Consider the following 19,598-nt stretch of genomic DNA (forward strand, 5'->3'; position numbering starts at 1 on the left):
AAGGGGGTGACCCCGCTCACCACACCCTGACCGGGGAGGTTCTGGTGGCCACCAGCGGGGAGATCTGGTGGCCACCAGCGGGGACAACCCGTGACCGCCCCTGGGGAAGTTCTACTGGCCCTTGACAGAACCCCAGGGGGAGGAGGCGGGATCGCCATCGAGATCGACGGTCGTGCCTACGGCGCTCGGGAGGCCAAGACCCGGCTGCACCAGCACGGCTTCCGCACACGGGTGATCACTGCGTACGACGGCCGGTGCGCGATGTGCGAGCTCCGGCATCCGTCCCTCCTCGACGGCGCGCACATCGTGCCCGACGGCCACCCGGATGGTCTCGCCATCACCGCGAACGGCCTCTCACTCTGCAAGATCCACCACGCCGCCTACGACCAGCGATTCATCGGCGTCCGCCCGGACATGGTCATCGAGGTCGATGACGACCTGCTCCACGAGGTCGACGGGCCCATGCTCCGCCACGGCCTGCAGGACCTCCACCGAGAACGCCTGCGCGTGCTCCCGCGCCGCCGGGTCGACCGTCCCGATCCGATTCGACTCGAGTGGCGCTACACCCAGTTCCGGGAGCGTCGTGACGCATGATCTCCAGCTGGGCTAGGTCGCTGGACTTGGCCATTCGACCGGACTCAACACCTTCCTCGAACGCAGCGGCGACGTTCGGGGTTCTCTCGATGCAGGCGATGCTCGCGTGGATGGAACGCCCGGTCCGTTGGTTCGAACCCATTCGCACGTTCGCCGAGGACGAGGAGCTGCCACCCCGCGAACCGGTCGTCGATGTGCCGTCCCGGTCGAGGTAGCGCCGAGTGACGTCGCGCCGCCCGGTACGCAAGAGTTGTGATGGCGAGCGGCCCCCTGGATGCCCGGCCCCGCCTCATGTGCCTGCACCGAAGATGGGGGCTAGCTTCACACCCATGACGCGGCGCCCCGTGAATGACACCGGCACCTACACACTGGCCGATGGGCGCGAGGGTGACGTCAGGTCCGTGCTCGAGGGTGTGGTGCTGACCAGCTTCATCGCAGCGCACGAGGAAGATGGCGGCCGGCTGGAGTTGGAGCCCGACTTCGGATTGTTGCTGGCACTCGGTGTTGCCGAGTTGCCGGTGGTGGGCGGGCATGCCCTGACGATCGTGCACGAGATGGGCCCATTCGGCGCGATGTGGACGCTCGGGGGCCCGCCAGGCTGGCCGCCGAAGACAGTTGGAGACGAACTGCTCGTCCTGCGCCTGGTGTCGGGCGAAGTGGCCATCTCGACGGTCGAGGTCGACGACGAGGAAACCGCGGCCCGGGAAGAGGAGTGCGTCGAGGCGATCCTCCGGGCACACCATCCGGTGGCTGAGGCGCTCGGCTTCTCCGATCCCCTCACCGTACTGTTGACGGTACTGGTCGATCATCCCGGAGTCTTCCGTGCGCCCATGTCTCCCGTGCGCGACCTCTTCGAGCAGGCGGGGCTCATACAGGACGAGGACCGGCTGATGACCTGGGAGGCCTACCAGGCCCGGGTCTAGCGCCGCCCGTCTGTAGGGAGTGGTTCGTCGCCGACGCTCGGTGTCGTCAGGAGCCCGGCCTGCTGAAGGTCGCTCGCTGTTGCATCGGGTCCAGTCCAACCAACGTCCACCTGGTCGCCGCGGGATTGCTGTACCTCCGGCGCCAGATGATGGCAGCTCGGTGCGAGGGATGATGAACGGCGGACCCAGAGGGTCCGCCGTTTCCCGGTTCACTAGCTGAGTTGTGGCTAGCGACTGTCCTGACCGGTGTTCACGAACCGGATGCACTGGCCCTGGTTCCGGAACCCGTATTCCTCCCAGCCGCCCTTCTTGCAGTCGTCCTTGGTCTCGGGGACATCCGGCTCGCAGTTCGTGTTGACCGTGATGTCCTCGCGCAGGATGTAGGCGGTCTGCTCCGACCCGCTCTTCACGAAGTAGCCGAAGTTGATGGATCCGCCGTTCGCATCCTCGACGATGGAGAACGTCTTGGTCGCGGTGCCCTCCTGCAGGTTGCGGATGGTTCCGCCTTCGTACTCCGAGACGTCGGTCCCCGCGTAGAACAGTCCGAACGGCTGTCCCGCGTACGGACCCTCGGAGATGATCGCGTCTGACCAGTCGCGCTCCACCGTGGGCTCACCGAAGCCGCCGTTGGCGGAGAGCGGGAAGCCGTACGGGTTGGTGAACGTCATCGTCACCTCGCCACACGCGGTGACCGCCGCGGTCAGCTCCAGCCCCGGGTAGTCCTCGTTGCCGGCAGCGAATGCCCCGGTCATCGTGCTCATTGCCAGGCCGATGACCATCGTCATCGTCAACATCATCTTCTTCATGTTCAACCTTCCCTACCCGCTGGTCCGCGGCTGCTGCGTATTGGAAGGTGTGTCGGTTTCGTCCTGGGCTCCTCGGTCAACTCGATGACCAACTCCCGCCACCGAATCATTGCCCCACACCCGTCCACGCGCGTGATGTGCGCGACCCAGCACCATCGCACGCCGTTCGCCCCAGCGAAAATGAGCTACCGAATGTTGAGCTAAGAGCACCGATGGTAACCGTGCGTTTCGTGAAGCCCCGCTCCTCAGCGCAACCGCCGCTGCGCCTCCGCGTCCAACGGCGTCAGCAACCTGAACCGCACCGACATCGGGCGCTCGCCCTCGTGGCTGAGGGGGACGGCCAGCCCGCGGTACTCGAACGCGACGTCGGCCTTGCGCCGGCGGATCCACGCGTGGATGCGACGGCCTTCGGCGGGGGCGTCCAGGATCTCCCGGCCCTTCTTCGTGTCCGGCCCGGTGCTGGTCTGGGAGCTCCACACCAGGACACCGTGGTCCTCGAAGCGGTCGTCGTAGTCCGCGCCCTCGGACCCTGCGGTCTTGTGCAGGGTGATGAACAGCACGACGTCGTCGCCCAGCGACACGTGGCCGCTGTTCCAGTTGCCGGGGTTGAAGGTCTGCCCGTACAGCGGCGGGATGTCCTGGCGTCGGAACGACGTGCCGATGTGCTCGGCCAGCGGGTTGACCTCCCGCTCGGCGACCTTGCGCACGTACTCGGCAACGACGCGCATGTCCCCGGTCGCCCGGATCGGGGCCACGACCGGGTTCGCCGACCGCAGCACGTACCCGGACCCGTCGCGGTCGAGGTCCTTCAGCGCCGCCGTCGGCCCTCCGCCGCCGTCGTACTCCACGAGCACCCGGTGCCCGACCAGGTCCGCGCGGGAGCGATCCCGCACCCAGCGCAGCAGGACGAGCTCCCCGTCGTTCACCGCGTCGGGACCCTCCGCCATCGACTCGCCCGACGCCACCGCCACGAACTCCCGCTCGGGGTCGTGCGCCTCCCCGAGCTGGTCCCGCAGCTCGATGTGCGCCGCCGCGGCGCTCCCGTCGATCGCCGCCGCGAACTGCCCGCACGCCACCTGGTAGTCGGGGTACAGCGGCAACACGTTGGGAGCGACCTGCGCGTCGACGCCGATCGGGCGCATGACCCACTGCCCGTCGGCCTCCTCCAGCACCACCCGGTGCCGGGTGCCGGGCAACCCCGCCGAGGGACCGAACCAGCCGCGCAACAAGCTGTGCAGGGCGTTGCCCTTCTCCCCAGGTCGCCGAGCGACGTTGAGGACGATCTTGACGAAGTCGCCCTCGTACTCCTCACCGCCGGCCAGGAACGGGGTCGTCCCCTGGGGGAGGGAGGGGTGCCGTGACCGGTCGAACCGCACGATCGGGTTGCCGTTGGCGTGGCTGACGGCGCACTCGATCACGCCGGACCCCTCGCGTGCCGGCTGGCGCCGGAGCAGGTACTCGCCGAGGCGCCACTCCACCAGCTCCGAGACCAGCGCGACGAAGGTCGGCCCGTCCTCCTCGGCGACGTCGAAGGTCGGCACGAACCGCTCGTCCTCCACCCGCCACCACGCCGCTCCGGCCGACAAGCCGCCGGTCCACGCGGTGACCGGGTTGGCCCGCCACATGCGGGCCCACTGCGAGGCAGGAGCGGCCACCGGGTCCGGCATGGACGTCGTCGTCGCGTCCGCCACCAGGCGCGGGTCGCGCACCACCAGGTCGTGGCTGGTCTGGGCGAGGCGGTCCAGCGGGGCGCCGGTCAGCAGCGCGCCGTCGTGGATCAACGCCCGGAGGAGCACGAACTTGTACGACCGCGTCATCGACGTCGTCATCAGCTCGTCGAAGAACGCGCGGTGCCGTCGCCAGACCCGTCCCTCCTCCGCCGTCAGCTGGCCGAGGCCGTCCACGAGTCCGAACCACCCGCCGTCGGTCGACCGGGCGCTCGCCGGGTTCAGCCCGGCCCGGAGCGCCTGCATCGCGGTCGCCCGCTCGCCGAACTCCTCGTGGTGGGTCTGCAGGTACTCCACCAGCGCCGACCCCGGACGGCGCCGCGCGTCCCGAGCCAGCTCCGCCAGCAGGTCGATGGCGTCGAGGGTCCAGTTCACCGAGCAGCCGGGGGGTAGTGGCCAGGCACCTCGCTCGATCGCCTCCTGGATGTCGCGGTTCGAGGGTGCCCCGGCCATGCCGAGGCCGAGCAACGTCCTCGGCTTGAGGAGGAACGACCGGTGGTTGCCGATGAAGTCGACGACGGTCAGCTGCTCCTTGCCCTCCTGCAGGCGGAGGCCGCGACCGAGCTGCTGGAGGAAGACCACAGGTGAGTCGGTGGGCCGGAGCATCAGCACCGTGTCGATCGACGGCAGGTCGAAGCCCTCGTTGAAGACGTCGACGGTGAAGAGGATGTCGAGCTCCCCTCGCTCGAGCCGCTCGACGGACTCCCGCCGGCCCGCGGACGTCGGTCCGCTGTGCACCGCGGCGGCTTGCAGGCCCTGCTCCGCCGCGTAGGCGGCCATGAAGTCCGCGTGGGTGGTGGTGACGCAGAACGCGAGGGTTCGCGTCCCTCGGCGGCGCTCCCACTCGGCCATCGCGTGCGCCGCCCGCTCCCGGGTCTCGATGGCGGCGGTCAGCTGGGCGGGATCGAACCGACCGTTCCGCCACGGGATCGGTGCGAAGTCGATGATGTCGCGGATCCCGTGGTAGGCGAAGGGGACCAGTTCATCGCGGTCGATGCCCTCGACCACGTTGCACTCGTAGACCAGGTTGTCGTCGCACAGCCCGAGCAGGTCGGCGCCGTCCATGCGCTCCGGCGTCGCGGTCAGGCCGAGAAGGAACGCGGGGGAGAAGTGGTCGATCACGTGGCGGTACGACCGCGCCGCGGCGTGGTGGAACTCGTCGACCACGACGTAGTCGAACTCGCGCGGGTCGAAGTCCTCCAGGTGGCGGACGAGGGTCTGGACGCTCGCGAACACCACGTTGGCGTGCCGTTCCCTCCGCTCCCCCATGTAGATGCCCAAGCTCTGGTCGGGCTGGACGCGGCGGAACACCTCCAGGCTCTGCCGCAGGATCTCGTCGCGGTGCGCGATGAACAGCACCCTGCGGAACGCCGGGCGGGCCGTGTCGAAGGCGGCGAGCCAGGTCTTGCCGAGGCCGGTGGCCATCACCACCAACCCGGCCCGGTGCCCGGCCGCACGAGTGGCCTCCAGCGCGAGGAGCGCTTCCTGCTGGATCGGACGAGGGGCGACGGGCTGGACGGGTGCCTCGGGCTCGTCGACGACCTCGGGGGCGACCGTGCCGGGACTGGCTGGTCGTTCGAGGGGCCGGCGATGGCGGTAGGCCTGCAACCACCCCTCGTCCAGCTCGAAGGTCCGGTCGTCGGCCCACAGCCGTTCGAAGGCCTCACGCATCGGCCCGGCGGTCGGCACGCCGAGGTTCCACTCGACGCCGCCGTCCAGTCCCGAGCGGCTGAGGTTGCTGCTGCCCACGAACGACATGGCCCGTTCCGATCGGCTGGACCAGAACAGGTAGCTCTTGGGGTGGAAGGCGACGACCGGGTCGCTGAAGATCTTGACGGCGACCCGGTCGGGCCACGTGGTGGTCAGGTCGAGCAGACGGGTCAACGCGTGGGGGTCGGTGTAGTTCAGGTAGTCGGTGGTCAGCACGCGGACCACGGCGCCGCCTTCGACGGCGTCGGTGAGCGGCGCCTCCACGATCGTCCAGCCAGAGCGCATGACGAAGCTGACGACCAGGTCGATGCGATCGAACGCGGGATCGCGCATGAGGCGGAGGAGGGGGGTGCCGAGCCCCTCGCTCCCGCCCTCGGTGAGGTGCGGCTCGCGGTCGTCGACGGGGAGGAGGTAGTTGCCCTTGTGCGGGATGACGTGCCGCACCCCGCCCCGCGGATCGGCGATGTCCCCGGCGTAGCGCGGGATCACGTGCACGTGGAGGTGCGGGACCGTCTGTCCCGCGGCATCGCCCACGTTGATCCCGATGTTGTAGCCATCCGGACGGTGCTGGGCGTCGAGGAGCTGACGGACCTCATCGACGAGGACGAGGATGTCCGCTTGCTCCTCGGGCGTGGCCTCCCACCACGTGGCGATCAGCCGACGGCTGACGACGAGCGCATGCCCGGGGCTGACGGGGTAGGTATCGGCGATCGCGAAGGCGCTCCGGTTCGCCACCAGCCAGGCGGGCGGCGGCACCTCGAAGAACGGGGACGAGGACCAGTCAGCCATGCAGCGGCTCGTCTACGGGCAGCGGCGACACACCGCGGTTGTCAGAGGTCCCATACGTGGTTCGGGTCGTTGAGGGCTTCCCGCAGCTTCGGCAGTTCACCTAGATCCGAGAGTGGAGAGCTCTTCGCGAGCTCCACGATGCCGTGCATGATCTGCGCGACCTGGCTGGAGTCGCCCGCCGCCGCAGCTACATCGAGCCGAGACCAGAGCTCGGCGAAGTTCTCGCGCCGTTCGCTGAACACCTTGTCGAAGTAGTCGGTCAAGACTCGTTCGGCGGTCTTGATCCGCTCCGTCTCGAGGGCCTGGTAGGCGTCGAGTTCGTGGCGGTGGCTGCGCTCGCGTTCGCGGAGCCCCAGGTACTCGTTGGTCGCTTCGACCACAGCCCACAAGGCGGAGATCGGATCGGAGGGCACAGCGGCGCCCATCGACTTCTCCTGGGCTCCGTCGCCCATGCTCAGCTCACCTGCCGATAGTTGATGACCAGTCGATGCGTCTCCTCGTTGAGAGTCCCGTCGTCAGCGAGCAGAGGGGTGTCGACCACCGCCTTCGTTGCAGTGGCGTACATGATGGCAGCGCTGAACAAGTCCGTGTGCACGTCCGGGTCGAAGTCCACGCCTTCCAGGCGGTCGAGTGCGTCGGTGGCTCGGTCGACGAGCGACCCGAGGACGTCCGACAGCTCGGTCACCCGTCGCCGGATCCCTCGGAGCTTGCTGCGCAAGACGCGTTGCTCCTCCGCGTTCAGCTCCAGCGAGACCCGGTACTCCGTGGCGGCGGTCAGAATCTTCTCCGCGTGACCGTTGAGTACCAGTCCCCCCACGAGCATCACCGGTCCCGCAACCGCGACGTTGAGGACCGCACTGCCTAGCGCGATGCCACCGCCTCCGGCTGCAAGCGATCCCCCGCCGAGCCATGCGAGGACCGCGTTCTGGGCCGCAGCCCCGCTCAGGCCCGAGATCGCCGTGCCCGTGCTGGCCGACGCCATGGCCGCGACAACGGATGGAACCCCCGTGTACACCGCTGCGCCGGTCCCAGCGGCCTTGATGGCTCCGCGCATGATGTCCGCGACCGGGGCGTTCCCCTGGAGCTCCTCGATCTCGCCAACGGTGACGCTGGTGTTGTCGATCAACGCCTGCAACGACCGCCGCACCTCTTGTCGATGCCGGATCAGGAACGCGACCATGCGGTCGACGACCACGTGGACAGCGTCAGCCTGCTGTGCACTGTAGGAACTGACCAGCACCTCGGTCGCGTCCGCTGCTCGATGCGTGAGCGCCGTGGCACGGTCGTACTTCGCCTTCGCATCGTCTGCGATCAGACGGGCTTCAGCGAGCTTCTGCCGTCCCCGGTACGCCGACCCCAAGCCGCCCGCTGATGCGATCGCACCGGCACCGGCGATCAGGGCAGGGATGAAGATCGGCATGTTGGTACCCCCTGGGTCGCGGGCGGCTCAAGCCGGGTAGCCCGCGGGCGAAGACGACATGCCGAGGCTACATGTCCGCCTCAGGCATCGGTCGTGACGCCAGGTCGACGGTTGCTTAGGCGGATCGCGCCGTGCACTCCAGCCATCACCGCTGGGAGGTCGATCGAGCAGCGCCACGAGGGAACGCGGAGGCCCGTCCAACTCATGCGCTTAGCCGGGCCTCGCGTCTGTGTGATCTCGGGGGCACCGATTCGTCTCCACCTCGTGTCCCACCCGTCTGCCATGATCCATGGCACGAGGTGATCAAGGGCGGCGAGGACCAGGTAGGCATGGCGGACCTCATCAGCAAGCACCTGCAGTCAGGTCGGTCCGCCGTGCGGGGGGAGACGAGGCAGTGGCAGCGATGAGCATCCGTGACCTCGAGGAGGCGTGGCGCACACGAGCTGAGGGGGTCTCTCTTCTCGCCGAGCTCGAGCTGGACCGTGATGAGATCGATCGCGCGCTTCGGCTCATCGGGCTGGAGTGGATGTCCTACTACCAGGCCGAAGCCGCGCGCAGGATCCGGGCCAGGTACCCAGCCGTGTTCGCGACCGCGCTCAGCGGGGCGGCGTCCATCCACTACGACGGTGGGTACTGGCCGCACGTCTTCCGGGCCGCCAACGTCGACGGGGACGGCAACATCGCTCAAGCCTGGGGACAGCTCTTCGAGGGTTGTCTCGACAGGCTCCACCTCACGACGTTCCCCGAGCTCGAAGGACAGCGGGTGCAGCGCTACCTCGCTCGGATACTCCTCCACGCAGGGGTGCCCATCTACTGCCTGGGGGACTGGTTCAAGGCCATCGACGACGAGGCCGGGCGACTCGGGAGCGACGACGCCGCAGCGATCGCGGAGCGCCTCGCCTACCGGGCTGCGACGGGTCGTCTGTACGTCGACGCACCCATCGTCCGCTTCGTCCAGCTCGGCGGCGCGTACACCGTCGACTTCTTGGACCGCTCGTTGGACCTCATGCGCGGGATACAGGCCGGGCTCGGTGCCCCCGATGGACTCGGGTTGCCTCAGCGCTTCATCGACGAAGCGTTCCGGGTCATCCAGAGCGACCGCACCACCCGGCAGCCCACCCGGGCGCGTGTCCCCCTCGCCCGGCCCACGCTCGCCTTCGATCCGTACGGCGTCGGGGTCCACATCATGTTGCCCAGCCTGCAGAGCGACACCCCGGTCATGTGGACCGTGCGCTTCGACGGCGACGAGCAGCAAGTGCTCGCACCGAGCAGCGCGGGCGACACCACCGAGTCGATCGATCTCCCTGTCCCGCCGAGGGTGGCGCGGATCGACGTCGACGGGCGCGGGCAGCGCACGCAGATCCGCGTGGCCGACGGCAGCTCGCCCCTGTTGCTCTTCGATGGCGATGGCAAGGCGCTGCCGATGTCCGGTCAGCTCCGGAGCCGAACGGTCTGGGCGCTGCACCCCTGCGACGTGGAGCTGCAAGACGCCGGGCATCACGTGGTCGAGCACCACACGACCGTCCACCGCTGGGCTGGGTGGTGCGCTGAGCTCCTCGACCTCAGTGACGCACAGGTCATCGGCCTCGCCGACGGCCGAACCCGGAGCATCGATCACGCCACCAAGCCCGAGCTGATCGGCCACGCCCTCTCCCACGTGACCACGGTCGACGGCGTTCCCGTGTACGCCGATCCGCCGCAGCTCCGCCTCCCCGTGTCGTCATCCGACATCACGTGGCGGCTACGGGTGGAATCCGATGCCGCGGTCGAGGTGCACGAGTTCGACGGCGGGCCGGTCCAGGAGATCGCCCTCGACGGCGACAGGGTCCAGGTGGGCCTCGTCGACCTGACCGTGCGCGGACCGTTGGGGCGGGGCCTGCGGACCCAGTTCGCGCTCGCGCCGGATCTCGAGGTCGCCATGATCCCGAGCTGGCGGTCGTTCACGCCCACCGGCCTCAGCCCCGCGACGGTCGTGATCACCCACCCGAGCGGCACGCAGACCCACACCGAGCTGAGCGGTGCCCAAGCCGAGACCCGAGAGGTGATCGAACTCCCGGGCGGGGCCTTGCCGGTGATCATCCGTCCGCCGGGGATGGCTTCGCAGCACATCCGCACCGGGCAGCCGATCCAGTGGAGCCACGCGACGCAGACCATCGCGACGGAGGAGCTGATCGACGATCCAGGTCAGCTCGTCGTCCGCTGCGACCCGTCCGTCCCGGCACCCACCCTCCACGTCACCGACGCGCACGGCACTCCGCTCCAGCGACTTGACGGCGTCGCCCGACGTGCCGGGGTCGTCGCCTACGACCTCGCGAAGATCAGCGACACGGTCGCGGCGGTGAAGGCGTGCCACCTCGTGCTCAGATCCGGTGGACGGCACGACGTCGTCGCCCAGGTCCGACCGGCCGCTCTGGCGGAGACCCTCACCGCTCGTCCGACCCACGACGCGTTGCAGATCACCACCACCGCGGACGGGGTGACCGCCGGGATCTACCAGCACCTGAACCCGACAGCGCCGCCCTCGACGCTGGTCGTACCGACCGGCGGCACGGTGCTCCTGCCAGCCGAGCTGATCCACGCCGGCCCCCTCCGCGTCCTCCTCCGCCTCGAGGATCCCTGGGTGCCCAAACCGTGGCCGCCGTTCCCCTTCCCCGGGCGCAACGTCGCGGACGTCGACCTACCCAACCCCACGACGGTCGATGACCCGATCTCTGCGCTCCTCCTCCACGGGACCCTCCCCGATGGCGACGCGACGGCCATCGACGACGTCGTAGCCGTGTACCCGCTGCTCGACAGGGTCGATCGCCGGCTGCCGGTCGACGCCGTCCGTCGATCGATCCGCCAGCGCGCAGAGGAGGATCCCGGTGCAGCGCTGCGAGCAGTCGGCGCCACGGTCACCTCGCCGGCCGAAGCGGGCACCACCGCGCTGGGTCTGGGGCTCCTCAGCGTCGACGTGGGCGGGTTCAACCCCGACGAGATCGAGGAGCTCGTCCTCCGATGGCCGCCACTCGGGGTGATCGCCGCCGCGCCGCACATCCGGCGCGAGGGCGCTGAGGGGTGGATGACGCAGCTCATCGCCGATGCGGTCGGGCCTGCGTTCACCGACGTCCTCTGCGGCGAGGGCACCGAGGTCATGCGTCGCCCACTCCTCGAGGAGCAAGGCCTGATCGAGATGCCCGATGATGTGCTGGACATGGTCTTCCGTGCAGCGGGCATCGTGCCGAGCCGCTTGCTGGAGGCCGATGCGCAGGCGTTGAGCGGTCGGAGGTTGCTCGGTCACCTGCGAGACCCCCGATCCCCCCTCGACCCGTTCCGAAACGAGTGGGAGAACATCGTCGGGGCCACGCTCGCAGCCGTCCTGGACGCGGAGGCCCCGGGCGTCCTGACCGCGGCGATCCGAAGTCGCGTCCAGGGCTCCGCCTGGCAAGCCGCGCCGGCGGCCTCCCTCGCCCTCGCAACTGTGCTCCGTCTGGATGCCAGGCGGGACACCGATGACCACCGCATGCGTGGAGGCTGGAGCCGTGCGTTGGGCCGGTTGACCCAGGCGGTCCCGCAACTGATCGCCGCAGACCTCGTCCTCGCCGAGGGTGCACTGCTCGCAGAGGAGATCTGACCGTGGACGCCATCCAGACCTCCGCGAAGGTGCGCGCTGCGTACCTGCGCTACCTCGAGACCCTCCTCCCGGTTCGCGACAGCGCCATCCAGGACGCCTTGGCCGCTGCGCTCAAGGCTGATGATGCCCTTGTCAGCGGGCCCTTCTTGGAAGCGACGCCGCCGTTCGCGGCTGGCAGCTCGCTGAAGGACCTCATCGAGGAGGGGCTGCTCCCTCCGTCATTGGAACGCCTCGACGTCCCCGGCGGGCTGCCGCTGACCAGGCCGCTGTACGTCCACCAGGAGCAATCACTGCGCAAGGCCCTCTTGGGACGGAACCTCGTCGTGGCCACCGGGACCGGGTCGGGGAAGACCGAGAGCTTCATGCTGCCGATCCTGGCCAGGCTCATGGCAGAGCAGGCGGCGGGCTCGTTGCAGACCCCAGGGGTTCGCGCGCTGCTGCTGTACCCGATGAACGCGCTGGCCAACGACCAGATGAAGCGTCTGCGCACGCTGTTGGCGGGCATGCCGGAGGTGACGTTCGGCCGGTACATCGGTGAGACCAAGAAGACCGACGAGCAGGCCCGCGACGCGTTCACCCAGCAGTTCCCCGGCGTGGAGCCGCCCCCCAACGAGCTGCTCTCCCGCGAAGCGATGCAGGCACGACCACCGCACCTGCTGATCACCAACTACGCGATGTTGGAGTACCTGCTGCTCCGACCGGCGGACACGGGACTGTTCGACGCCAACCCCGACTCCTGGCACGTCATCGTCCTCGACGAGGCCCACGTCTACGACGGCGCAAGCGGCATCGAGGTCGGGATGCTGCTCCGGAGGGTGAAGGATCGCGTCGCGCGAGGACGTGACCTGCAGTACCTGCTCACCAGCGCCACGGTCGGTGGCCGCGACGCCGGACCTGAGGTTGCGGAGTTCGCCGCCCACCTCACCGGCGCGTCGTTCAGCTACGGCGTCGATGACGTCGAGCAGGACGTCGTCTGGGCGACGCGACGACCGGTGGAGGTCGACGGTGCGTGGGGACCTCTACCTGATGAGGTCTACGCGACGGCGGCGGTGGCGGACGACCCGGAGCTGGCGCTCCGGCCTTACCTACCCGACGGCGCGCGATCGGCCGTTGCCGCCATGGCGGCCGAGTCGCGGCTGCTGGCGCTCCGCCAGACGCTGGCCGCAGGACCGGCCGCGGTTGACCGGCTCACCGAGCAGCTGTTCGGTGACCGGACGCGTGCGACCGATCTGGAACGGTTGGTCGCGTTGGGCTCTCGACTGTTGCACGAGGACGGGACGCCGCTGCTCTCCGCGCGCTACCACCTCTGGGCACGAGCGACCGAAGGTGCCTTCGTCTGCCTCGACCCGAGCGGTCCGCACGTCTGGCTCACCCGCCACGAGACGTGTCCGAGCTGCGAAGGTGCATGCGCCGAGCTGGGTGTGTGCAAGCGCTGCAACGCGACCTACTTGGTCGGCAGCACCACTCGTCGGGACGGGGACGTCTACCTCGTGCCGCGCCAGGCGCGGCAAAAGACCCCATCGTGGTTCATCCTCTCCGAGGCAGCGCAGATCGCGCCCCTCGCCGACGAGGACGACGAGACGCTCGAACGGATCGACGCGGCCTTGGGTGAGCTGTCCGGCCACTGGTGGTGCAGCCGGTGCGGACGGCTCCACGACGAAGAGCCGGTGTCGTGCGCCTGTGGTGGTCGAAGCCTTCGCCACGTCCTGCAGGCACCCAGGGATGGTCGGTCGTGCGCGCTCTGCGGTGGGCGCAGCAACGCCGGGCAGATCAGGTTGTTCGAATCGGGGCGCGACGCGGCGGTGGCAGTCCTCGCCACCGAGCTGTACCAGCAGCTCCCGGAGGATCCATCGGTCGCCGACCCCGGTGCCGGGCGCAAGTTGCTGCTGTTCGCCGACTCACGGCAGGACGCGGCCTACTTCGCGCCGTACCTGGAGGGGTCGTACGAGCAGCTCATCCGCCGGACCTGCCTCCTGTCGGGACTCGAGGTGGCGACGCGGTACGACGACGAGGTGGACTGCGAGGAGGTGATCCGGGCAGCTCGGAAGGTCGCGGAGGACCACGAGTTCTTCCACTGGAACGCCACATCCGGCGACAAGCTGCGACGGGTGGGGACGTGGTTGCAGGCTGAGCTGATCCCCGTGGTGTCGACGACCAGCCTGGAGGGGCTCGGCTTGCTCGCGATCGACGTCAACCGGCACCCCGCCTGGCAGGTCCCTGCGCCGCTCCTGGCTCTCGGCCTCGACGAACGCGAGGCCTGGGACTTGATCTTCGAGCTGCTCCGCACGCTGCGGGACCAAGGTGCGCTCACCGCACCCGACGGCGTCGATCCCGACGACGACCTCTTCGAACCGCGCAAGGGACCCATCTACGTGCGTGGGACAGGACCCAACTCCGCACGACGCATCCTCTCCTGGATGCCGGGGCGGGGCATCAACCGCCGGCTCGACTACCTCCGGAAGGTGATGGCTGCGCTCGGACACGCCGACGCGCCCGCGGAACCGATCCTGGAGGGGTTGTGGCGCTGGCTCGTCGACGGGGAGCCGACGTTGCTCAGCCCACGACAGCACAAGGTCGAAGGCCCGGTGCAGCAGGTCAACCACGAGCTCCTCCGACTCCGCCAGGTCACCGACACCGCACCGGTCTACCGGTGCGCCACCTGTCGCAAGCTCGCCCCTCGTGCCGTTCGCGGGGTGTGCTCGACCTACGGGTGCGGGGGCCGGTTGGACTCGTGGTCACCACCAGCCGCCACAGCCGACGCCCACCACTACCGCACCCTTGCGCGAGGCCTGACGCCGATCCCGCTGAGCGTGCGCGAGCACACCGCCCAGTGGGCGCCAGCAGAGGCAGCCCGCATCCAGCAAGAGTTCGTCGATGGGAAGGTGAACGCCCTGTCGTGCTCGACCACCTTCGAACTCGGGGTGGATGTGGGCGAGCTCGAGTCCGTCATCCTGCGGAACGTCCCGCCTCGGACCTCCAACTACCTGCAACGTGCAGGACGCGCTGGCCGTCGAGCCTCCTCCGCCGCCCTGGTGCTCACCTACGCCCAGCAGCGCTCACACGACCTGACCTTCTACCGCGACCCGACCACCATGATCGCGGGTCGGATCCAACCCCCACACGTCGCGGTGACGAACCCGCGGATCGCCGAGCGCCACGCGTACTCCGTCGCCATCGCGGCCTTCCTGCGCCACGATGCCCAGGCGCACCCGACCCCGACGAAGGTGGGGGAGTTCTTCGCGCGGGACGGAGGGGACGCGCCCGCGGACCGCCTTGATGCCTACCTCCGCGACCTCCCGCTCGAGGTGGCCGACGCCATCCGTCACGTCGTGCCGCCGCCGTTGCAGGCTGATCTCGCCGCAGGCGAGGGGTGGATCGAGCGCATGCGTGCCCTGCTCGAGACGACCGGGACGCGGTTCCGTACCGAGGTGGAGGAGTACCAGCAGCTCGAGGAGGAGGCGTCGCGAGCAGGTCGGCACGGGGCCGCGGCCATGTACCAGCGTGTAGGTCGCACGCTCCGATCGCGGAACCTCTTCGCGACGTTGGGCAGTCACAACCTGCTCCCGAAGTACGGGTTCCCAGTGGACTCCGTCGAGCTCGCAACTGGCCACATCCCGGTGCCGGAGGCCGGCAAGCTCGCCCTCGATCGCGACCTGGGCTTGGCGATCAGCGACTACGCCCCGGGCAACGAGATCGTCGCCGGGGGGTGGCTGTGGAAGAGCGCCGGCGTCGCGAGACTGCCCAACCGCGACCTGGACTCCCGGCACTTCGCGAGCTGCGGATGTGGCTGGTACCGCGAGGAGATCGGATCGTTCGCGGTCGAGCAGTGCGAAGCCTGTGGTCGGAGCGGCGGGGAGGCGCCGAAGGTGCGCGTCTACCTGGTCCCGGAGTTCGGCTTCATCGCGGAGAAGACGGACAAGCCGAAGCGCCCGACGTCCCGTCCGGCGCGTTCGTACTCCGGCGATGTGTTCCTCACCGAGACGGCTGGTGCCGATGACCCCGCGGTGCTGCACCTACCAGGTGGGGTGGTGCGAGCCTTCACCCGCGAGCGACAACGCATGGTGGTGGTCAACAGTGGTCCGAACAGCGCGGGGTTCCTCATCTGCGACTGGTGCGGGACCGGTCAGGCCGTCGCCGGTCGGCGCCAGAGGACCCATCGCCATCCCCGAACGGGTCGTGAGTGCAGCGGAACGCTGAGCATGGTGTCGTTGGCGCACCGCTTCGAGACCGACGTGCTGGTCCTCGACGTCTCGGGTCCAGTGGACTACGTGAGCCACGATGTCTGGTGGTCCACCCTCTACGCCGTGATCGAGGCCGCGGCGACCACTCTGGAGATCAGTCGGGACGACCTCGACGGGACGCTCCAGGTCGCCGACGGCGTGCCCCGGCTGGTCCTCTACGACAACGTGCCCGGAGGGGCTGGTCACGTGTCCAGGGTGTACGCGCAGATCGAGGAGGTCCTACACGCCGCGCACCGGCGGGTTGCCGACTGCGAGTGCGGCCGCGAGACGTCCTGCTACCGGTGCCTGCGAGGGTTCCGCAACCAGTGGCGCCACGACTCGCTGCGCCGTGGTCCGGTGGCCGACCTGTTCGACCGGCTGCTGGGGGACACGTCCGGCCGACCGGAACCGGCCTGGCGACCAGTCGCGGGCGAGTCCCTCCCGCAGTTGGATGGGCGACTCGTCCGTGCACGTCACCGCGGAGAGGTCATCGAGGGCACGTTGTGGATCGAGCAGTTGGAGGACCGAGTGCTGACCGTCTTGCTCGAGGGGGCTGACGGCGTTCGGGAAGGGCCGCCGGCCGCGTTCAAGGTGGTGGAGGTGACGCGGTGAGCCGCCCGGCTATAGCTGTGTGAAGGATTGTCGTGAACGGGGTGTCTTGGTGGAAGCAGACGAGTTGGGGTTGCGGAACGACGACCAGCGTCTGCGGCTGCTCGGGTTCTACAGCTACGGACCGCCGCCCATCGGGTCCGTGGCGTATGCGTTCAAGCCAGGTCTCACGGTGCTGTACGGCAAGAACGGGGCGGGCAAGAGCCGTTTGCTGGGGGAGCTCGACGGACTCCTCCGTGGCGAACACGAGTTCCACGTGGAGCGCGATGCCGCGCTGCACCTCGCTGTCGACCCAGCGCTCACGGTCGAACGCGAGCAGGACGTCGACGTGTGGGACACCCCGGACCTCTGGCTCAGCCGCTCGGTCCTGCCCGGCCTCGCCGACCAGGGGACGTGGGGTGAGATCGCGGCCGCGCAAGGCGGGTACGGAGATGTGCATGACGACGATGGCGGAGCGCTTCTGATCGCGGGCGCCAACCGGTCCGCCGGTCTTGAAGGCCCAGGGTGGGGGCTGATGCACGCCATAGACCACATGCAGGTCTTCGAGGCATCCACGAGCTACCGAGGTCTGCTCCCAGGTGATGTCGTGGACTACATCGTCAGCGGGGGAGACCACCCGATCGGCTGGGTCCGGCAGGCCGACGGCCCCGCGCAGGTGCTCTCTTTCGACCGTCTGCCCGATCCGCATGAGCTAATGATGAACCGGTTGGTTCCTGGTCATGAGCGTGACGGTGGGCTCGCGATCGACGACCAGCACCTCGACCTCATCGCGGGCGTGCAAGACCACATCGCCAGTCTCTCCGCGGTGGTATCAGCTCCGTACCGGCAGTACCGGTTCAACTTGAAGGGGCCTGAGCGGTGGATCCTGGGCGACCTGCCTCGTTGGGAAGCCCGGACGCCTCTCGGGTGGGTGGACCTCGATGACTTGTCGCTGGCAGAGGGCAGGTGGGCACGCGCGATGATCACGTTGGGCATGCAGACCCACTCCGCTCATGGGCATCCCTGGGAATGGCGATCCCGACGCCCGCTCGTGCTGCTGATCGATGAGCCTGAACTGGGTCTGCACCGCGAAGCGGAGTTCGGTCTCGCGTCGACCCTCGCGGACCTCTGCCGGTTCGTCGAACAGGATCTCGAGATCATCGTCGCCTCGCACAGCCCGTTCTTCCTCGGGCAGCCGGAGGCGCGTCAGCTGCACGTGACCCGCGACGGAGACGGTCGTACGGTCTTGGTCGATGAGCAGCCCCTCTTGCTCGGCGGTCCACCCACTCGAGACTCGGCCGACAAGTTCGGGCTGGTCTCGTCGGACTTCTGGAACCTCACTCGCGCGTGGGTGTTCGTCGAAGGGGTCCACGACCGGGACGTGCTGTCAGCGTTCCTCGGGCCCGCACTTCGCCACGCCGGTGCCCGGATCGTCGTCATCGGGGGCGCGAAGAAGCTCGGCGAAGCGGCTGGACCGATCTACACGGAGATGAGCGACGCTCCGGCGCTGATCGTCCTCGACAAGCTGGGTGGCGAGGCGGTCGGCGAACTCTGGCACCAGGCCCAGGAGGCAGCCGCGGCGGACGACGACGAGCGCACTCGACAGCTCTTGCAGGAGATCAAGCGCACCAAGGGCTATGAGGCACAGGGTTTGGCTGACCTCGGCTTCGCCGCCCTTGAGCACGGCGTCCCGCTGAGCCGCTACCGCGCCGCCTTCCTGTCCCTCGAGGACATCATCCTCTACCTGCCGGTCGCATCGTTCGTCCCAGCGGCCGATTCCTGGGAGCAGGTCCTCGCGAACCGTCCGAAGGACAAGAACGTCAAGCGGCACATCGTCGACGCATGGCGACAACACAGGCCGATCTCGGACGACGAGGTGCGGGATGCGGCCTGGGATGCACCGAAGGGGACGCTCCACCCCGACCTGGTGGATCTGATGGGATCGATCCTGGACCTCGGTTCCAACGATCCGTCGACCAATCCGACACGGGACTAGCTGGAGGGAGACCCGGTGCCATCGACGTTCGCGTGGATCGCCCACGACGACCAGGAGGCTCAACGCGTTCGCGAGGCGCTCGCCGCCTTCGACGAACAGGGCATGCAGGACCCGCTCGGGTTCGGACCGATACGCGATGCGTTCAGCGAGATGCTGTTCCCGGGCACGAGCACTGTGCACACGCGGGCCCGCTACTTCGTCCTGATCCCCTGGATCTACCGGTCCCTGGACGAGGACGGCGTTGCACCAGCCGTCGGCGCGGCCCGGGCGCGTGAGCGTGAGTTGGCGTTGATCGAGTCGCTCCTGCGGGGCAGCGCCGATCACGACGGCATCATCGGCCGGCAGTCGCGCGGCGACACGCGACAGCTGCCCAGTGCCGTCTACTGGGGTGGCCTCGGCCGGTGGGGCATCCGTCGCTTCCCCGGCACCCGGGCCGAGTACGTGGCAACCCTCGCCCGCCGGCGGCGACGACATCACGACGACGCAGATCCCGACGCCACCGAATGGACAGGCGCGTGGCACCCGGCGCTCCCGTCGGCCCCCGACCACTGGCTCGAGCAGACGTCCATCGAGCTCACCACCGACGAAGCGGACTTCCTCCGCACGCGCATCCTCGACAGCACACGGGGCAGCTATCTCGCGCACCTCGCCCGGGACGCGACGCCCGGTGGGTGGCCGGACTTCCCTTGGGACCACCCTGTGGCCGCCACGGCCTCACCCGATGTGCGCCGGCAGCTCATGCACGCACGGCTCTTCTCCCTCGTCCAGCACGGTGCGGCGCTCCGGTACAACCGCGAGCTCTCCGCGTTGTTGGAAGCAGACGGCTTCGACCCCCTCGCCGCCGACTACCACGCCGGCCTCGAGGGATGGATCGACGCCATGGACGCCCACGCTGAGCTGCTCCACAGCTGGGATCGCACAGACCTGTGGAGCACCGTCCACGAGCAGAACCCCCGACTCTCCGCCACGGTCCGGGCCTTCGCCGACTGGTGGTTCGACCAGGCGGTGGACGACCCGCAGACCGCCGCGAGATCGGCCCCGGTGGGGGAACAGCTCAGGCAGCGCGAAGCGACCATCAAGGGTGCCAGGGCGAAGCTCGCCAACCGGCGCGCCCGTGAACGCTCGCCGGTCGCCCAGGGCGGTGGCCGACTGGCGTTCCGCTGGCCGCAGGTTAGGCGGATCCTGGACGACATCCTGGAAGCGGTGACCTGA

At 69.0% G+C, this 19,598-nt stretch carries 11 protein-coding genes; 7 read left to right on the forward strand and 4 right to left on the reverse strand.

Going from position 1 to position 19,598, the window contains the following annotated elements:
* The first annotated feature begins 231 nt into the window (after positions 1 to 231).
* The 3 genes from ACEQ2X_RS20270 to ACEQ2X_RS20280 all read left to right on the forward strand — a co-directional run bounded on the left by ACEQ2X_RS20270 (position 232) and on the right by ACEQ2X_RS20280 (position 1,517).
* Positions 232 to 594 carry an HNH endonuclease gene (locus tag ACEQ2X_RS20270; RefSeq protein WP_372530580.1) on the forward strand — a complete coding sequence of 121 codons (363 nt, stop codon included), beginning with the start codon at positions 232 to 234 and terminating at the stop codon, positions 592 to 594.
* Entirely contained in the window at positions 591 to 809 is a 219-nt protein-coding gene (locus ACEQ2X_RS20275) for a hypothetical protein (protein ID WP_370327688.1), read from the forward strand. The genes ACEQ2X_RS20270 and ACEQ2X_RS20275 overlap by 4 nt, the downstream gene beginning before the upstream one ends.
* 114 nt (positions 810 to 923) lie before the next feature.
* Positions 924 to 1,517, forward strand: a complete 594-nt coding sequence (locus tag ACEQ2X_RS20280) for a hypothetical protein (protein WP_370327689.1) — start codon at positions 924 to 926, stop codon at positions 1,515 to 1,517.
* Between the two features lie 227 nt (positions 1,518 to 1,744).
* Here ACEQ2X_RS20280 and ACEQ2X_RS20285 read toward each other — a convergent pair whose 3' ends face one another.
* From ACEQ2X_RS20285 to ACEQ2X_RS20300, 4 genes are all read right to left on the reverse strand, one after another.
* Positions 1,745 to 2,302 (reverse strand): hypothetical protein, encoded by a 558-nt coding sequence (locus ACEQ2X_RS20285; RefSeq protein WP_370327690.1) that lies wholly within the window; start codon positions 2,300 to 2,302, stop codon positions 1,745 to 1,747.
* Positions 2,303 to 2,568: 266 nt separating this feature from the next.
* Complete coding sequence (locus ACEQ2X_RS20290) at positions 2,569 to 6,549, reverse strand: DUF3427 domain-containing protein (protein ID WP_370327691.1); 3,981 nt, start codon at positions 6,547 to 6,549, stop codon at positions 2,569 to 2,571.
* A 41-nt stretch (positions 6,550 to 6,590) separates the two neighbouring features.
* Complete coding sequence (locus ACEQ2X_RS20295) at positions 6,591 to 7,001, reverse strand: hypothetical protein (protein WP_370327692.1); 411 nt, start codon at positions 6,999 to 7,001, stop codon at positions 6,591 to 6,593.
* A gap of 2 nt (positions 7,002 to 7,003) precedes the next feature.
* Positions 7,004 to 7,969, reverse strand: coding sequence for a hypothetical protein (locus ACEQ2X_RS20300; RefSeq protein WP_370327693.1), 966 nt, complete (start codon positions 7,967 to 7,969; stop codon positions 7,004 to 7,006).
* 403 nt (positions 7,970 to 8,372) lie between these two features.
* Here ACEQ2X_RS20300 and ACEQ2X_RS20305 point away from each other — a divergent pair, with 403 nt between their 5' ends.
* From ACEQ2X_RS20305 to ACEQ2X_RS20320, 4 genes are read left to right on the forward strand one after another with little or no spacing between them, the layout of a single operon-like run.
* Positions 8,373 to 11,582 (forward strand): hypothetical protein, encoded by a 3,210-nt coding sequence (locus ACEQ2X_RS20305; RefSeq protein ID WP_370327694.1) that lies wholly within the window; start codon positions 8,373 to 8,375, stop codon positions 11,580 to 11,582.
* 2 nt (positions 11,583 to 11,584) lie between these two features.
* Positions 11,585 to 16,414, forward strand: a complete 4,830-nt coding sequence (locus ACEQ2X_RS20310; RefSeq protein WP_370327696.1) for a DEAD/DEAH box helicase — start codon at positions 11,585 to 11,587, stop codon at positions 16,412 to 16,414.
* A gap of 49 nt (positions 16,415 to 16,463) precedes the next feature.
* Positions 16,464 to 18,386, forward strand: coding sequence for a hypothetical protein (locus ACEQ2X_RS20315; protein WP_370327697.1), 1,923 nt, complete (start codon positions 16,464 to 16,466; stop codon positions 18,384 to 18,386).
* A gap of 15 nt (positions 18,387 to 18,401) precedes the next feature.
* Positions 18,402 to 19,598, forward strand: coding sequence for a DUF6361 family protein (locus ACEQ2X_RS20320; protein ID WP_370327698.1), 1,197 nt, complete (start codon positions 18,402 to 18,404; stop codon positions 19,596 to 19,598).

Source organism: Euzebya sp., assembly GCF_964222135.1.
Lineage (GTDB): Bacteria > Actinomycetota > Nitriliruptoria > Euzebyales > Euzebyaceae > Euzebya.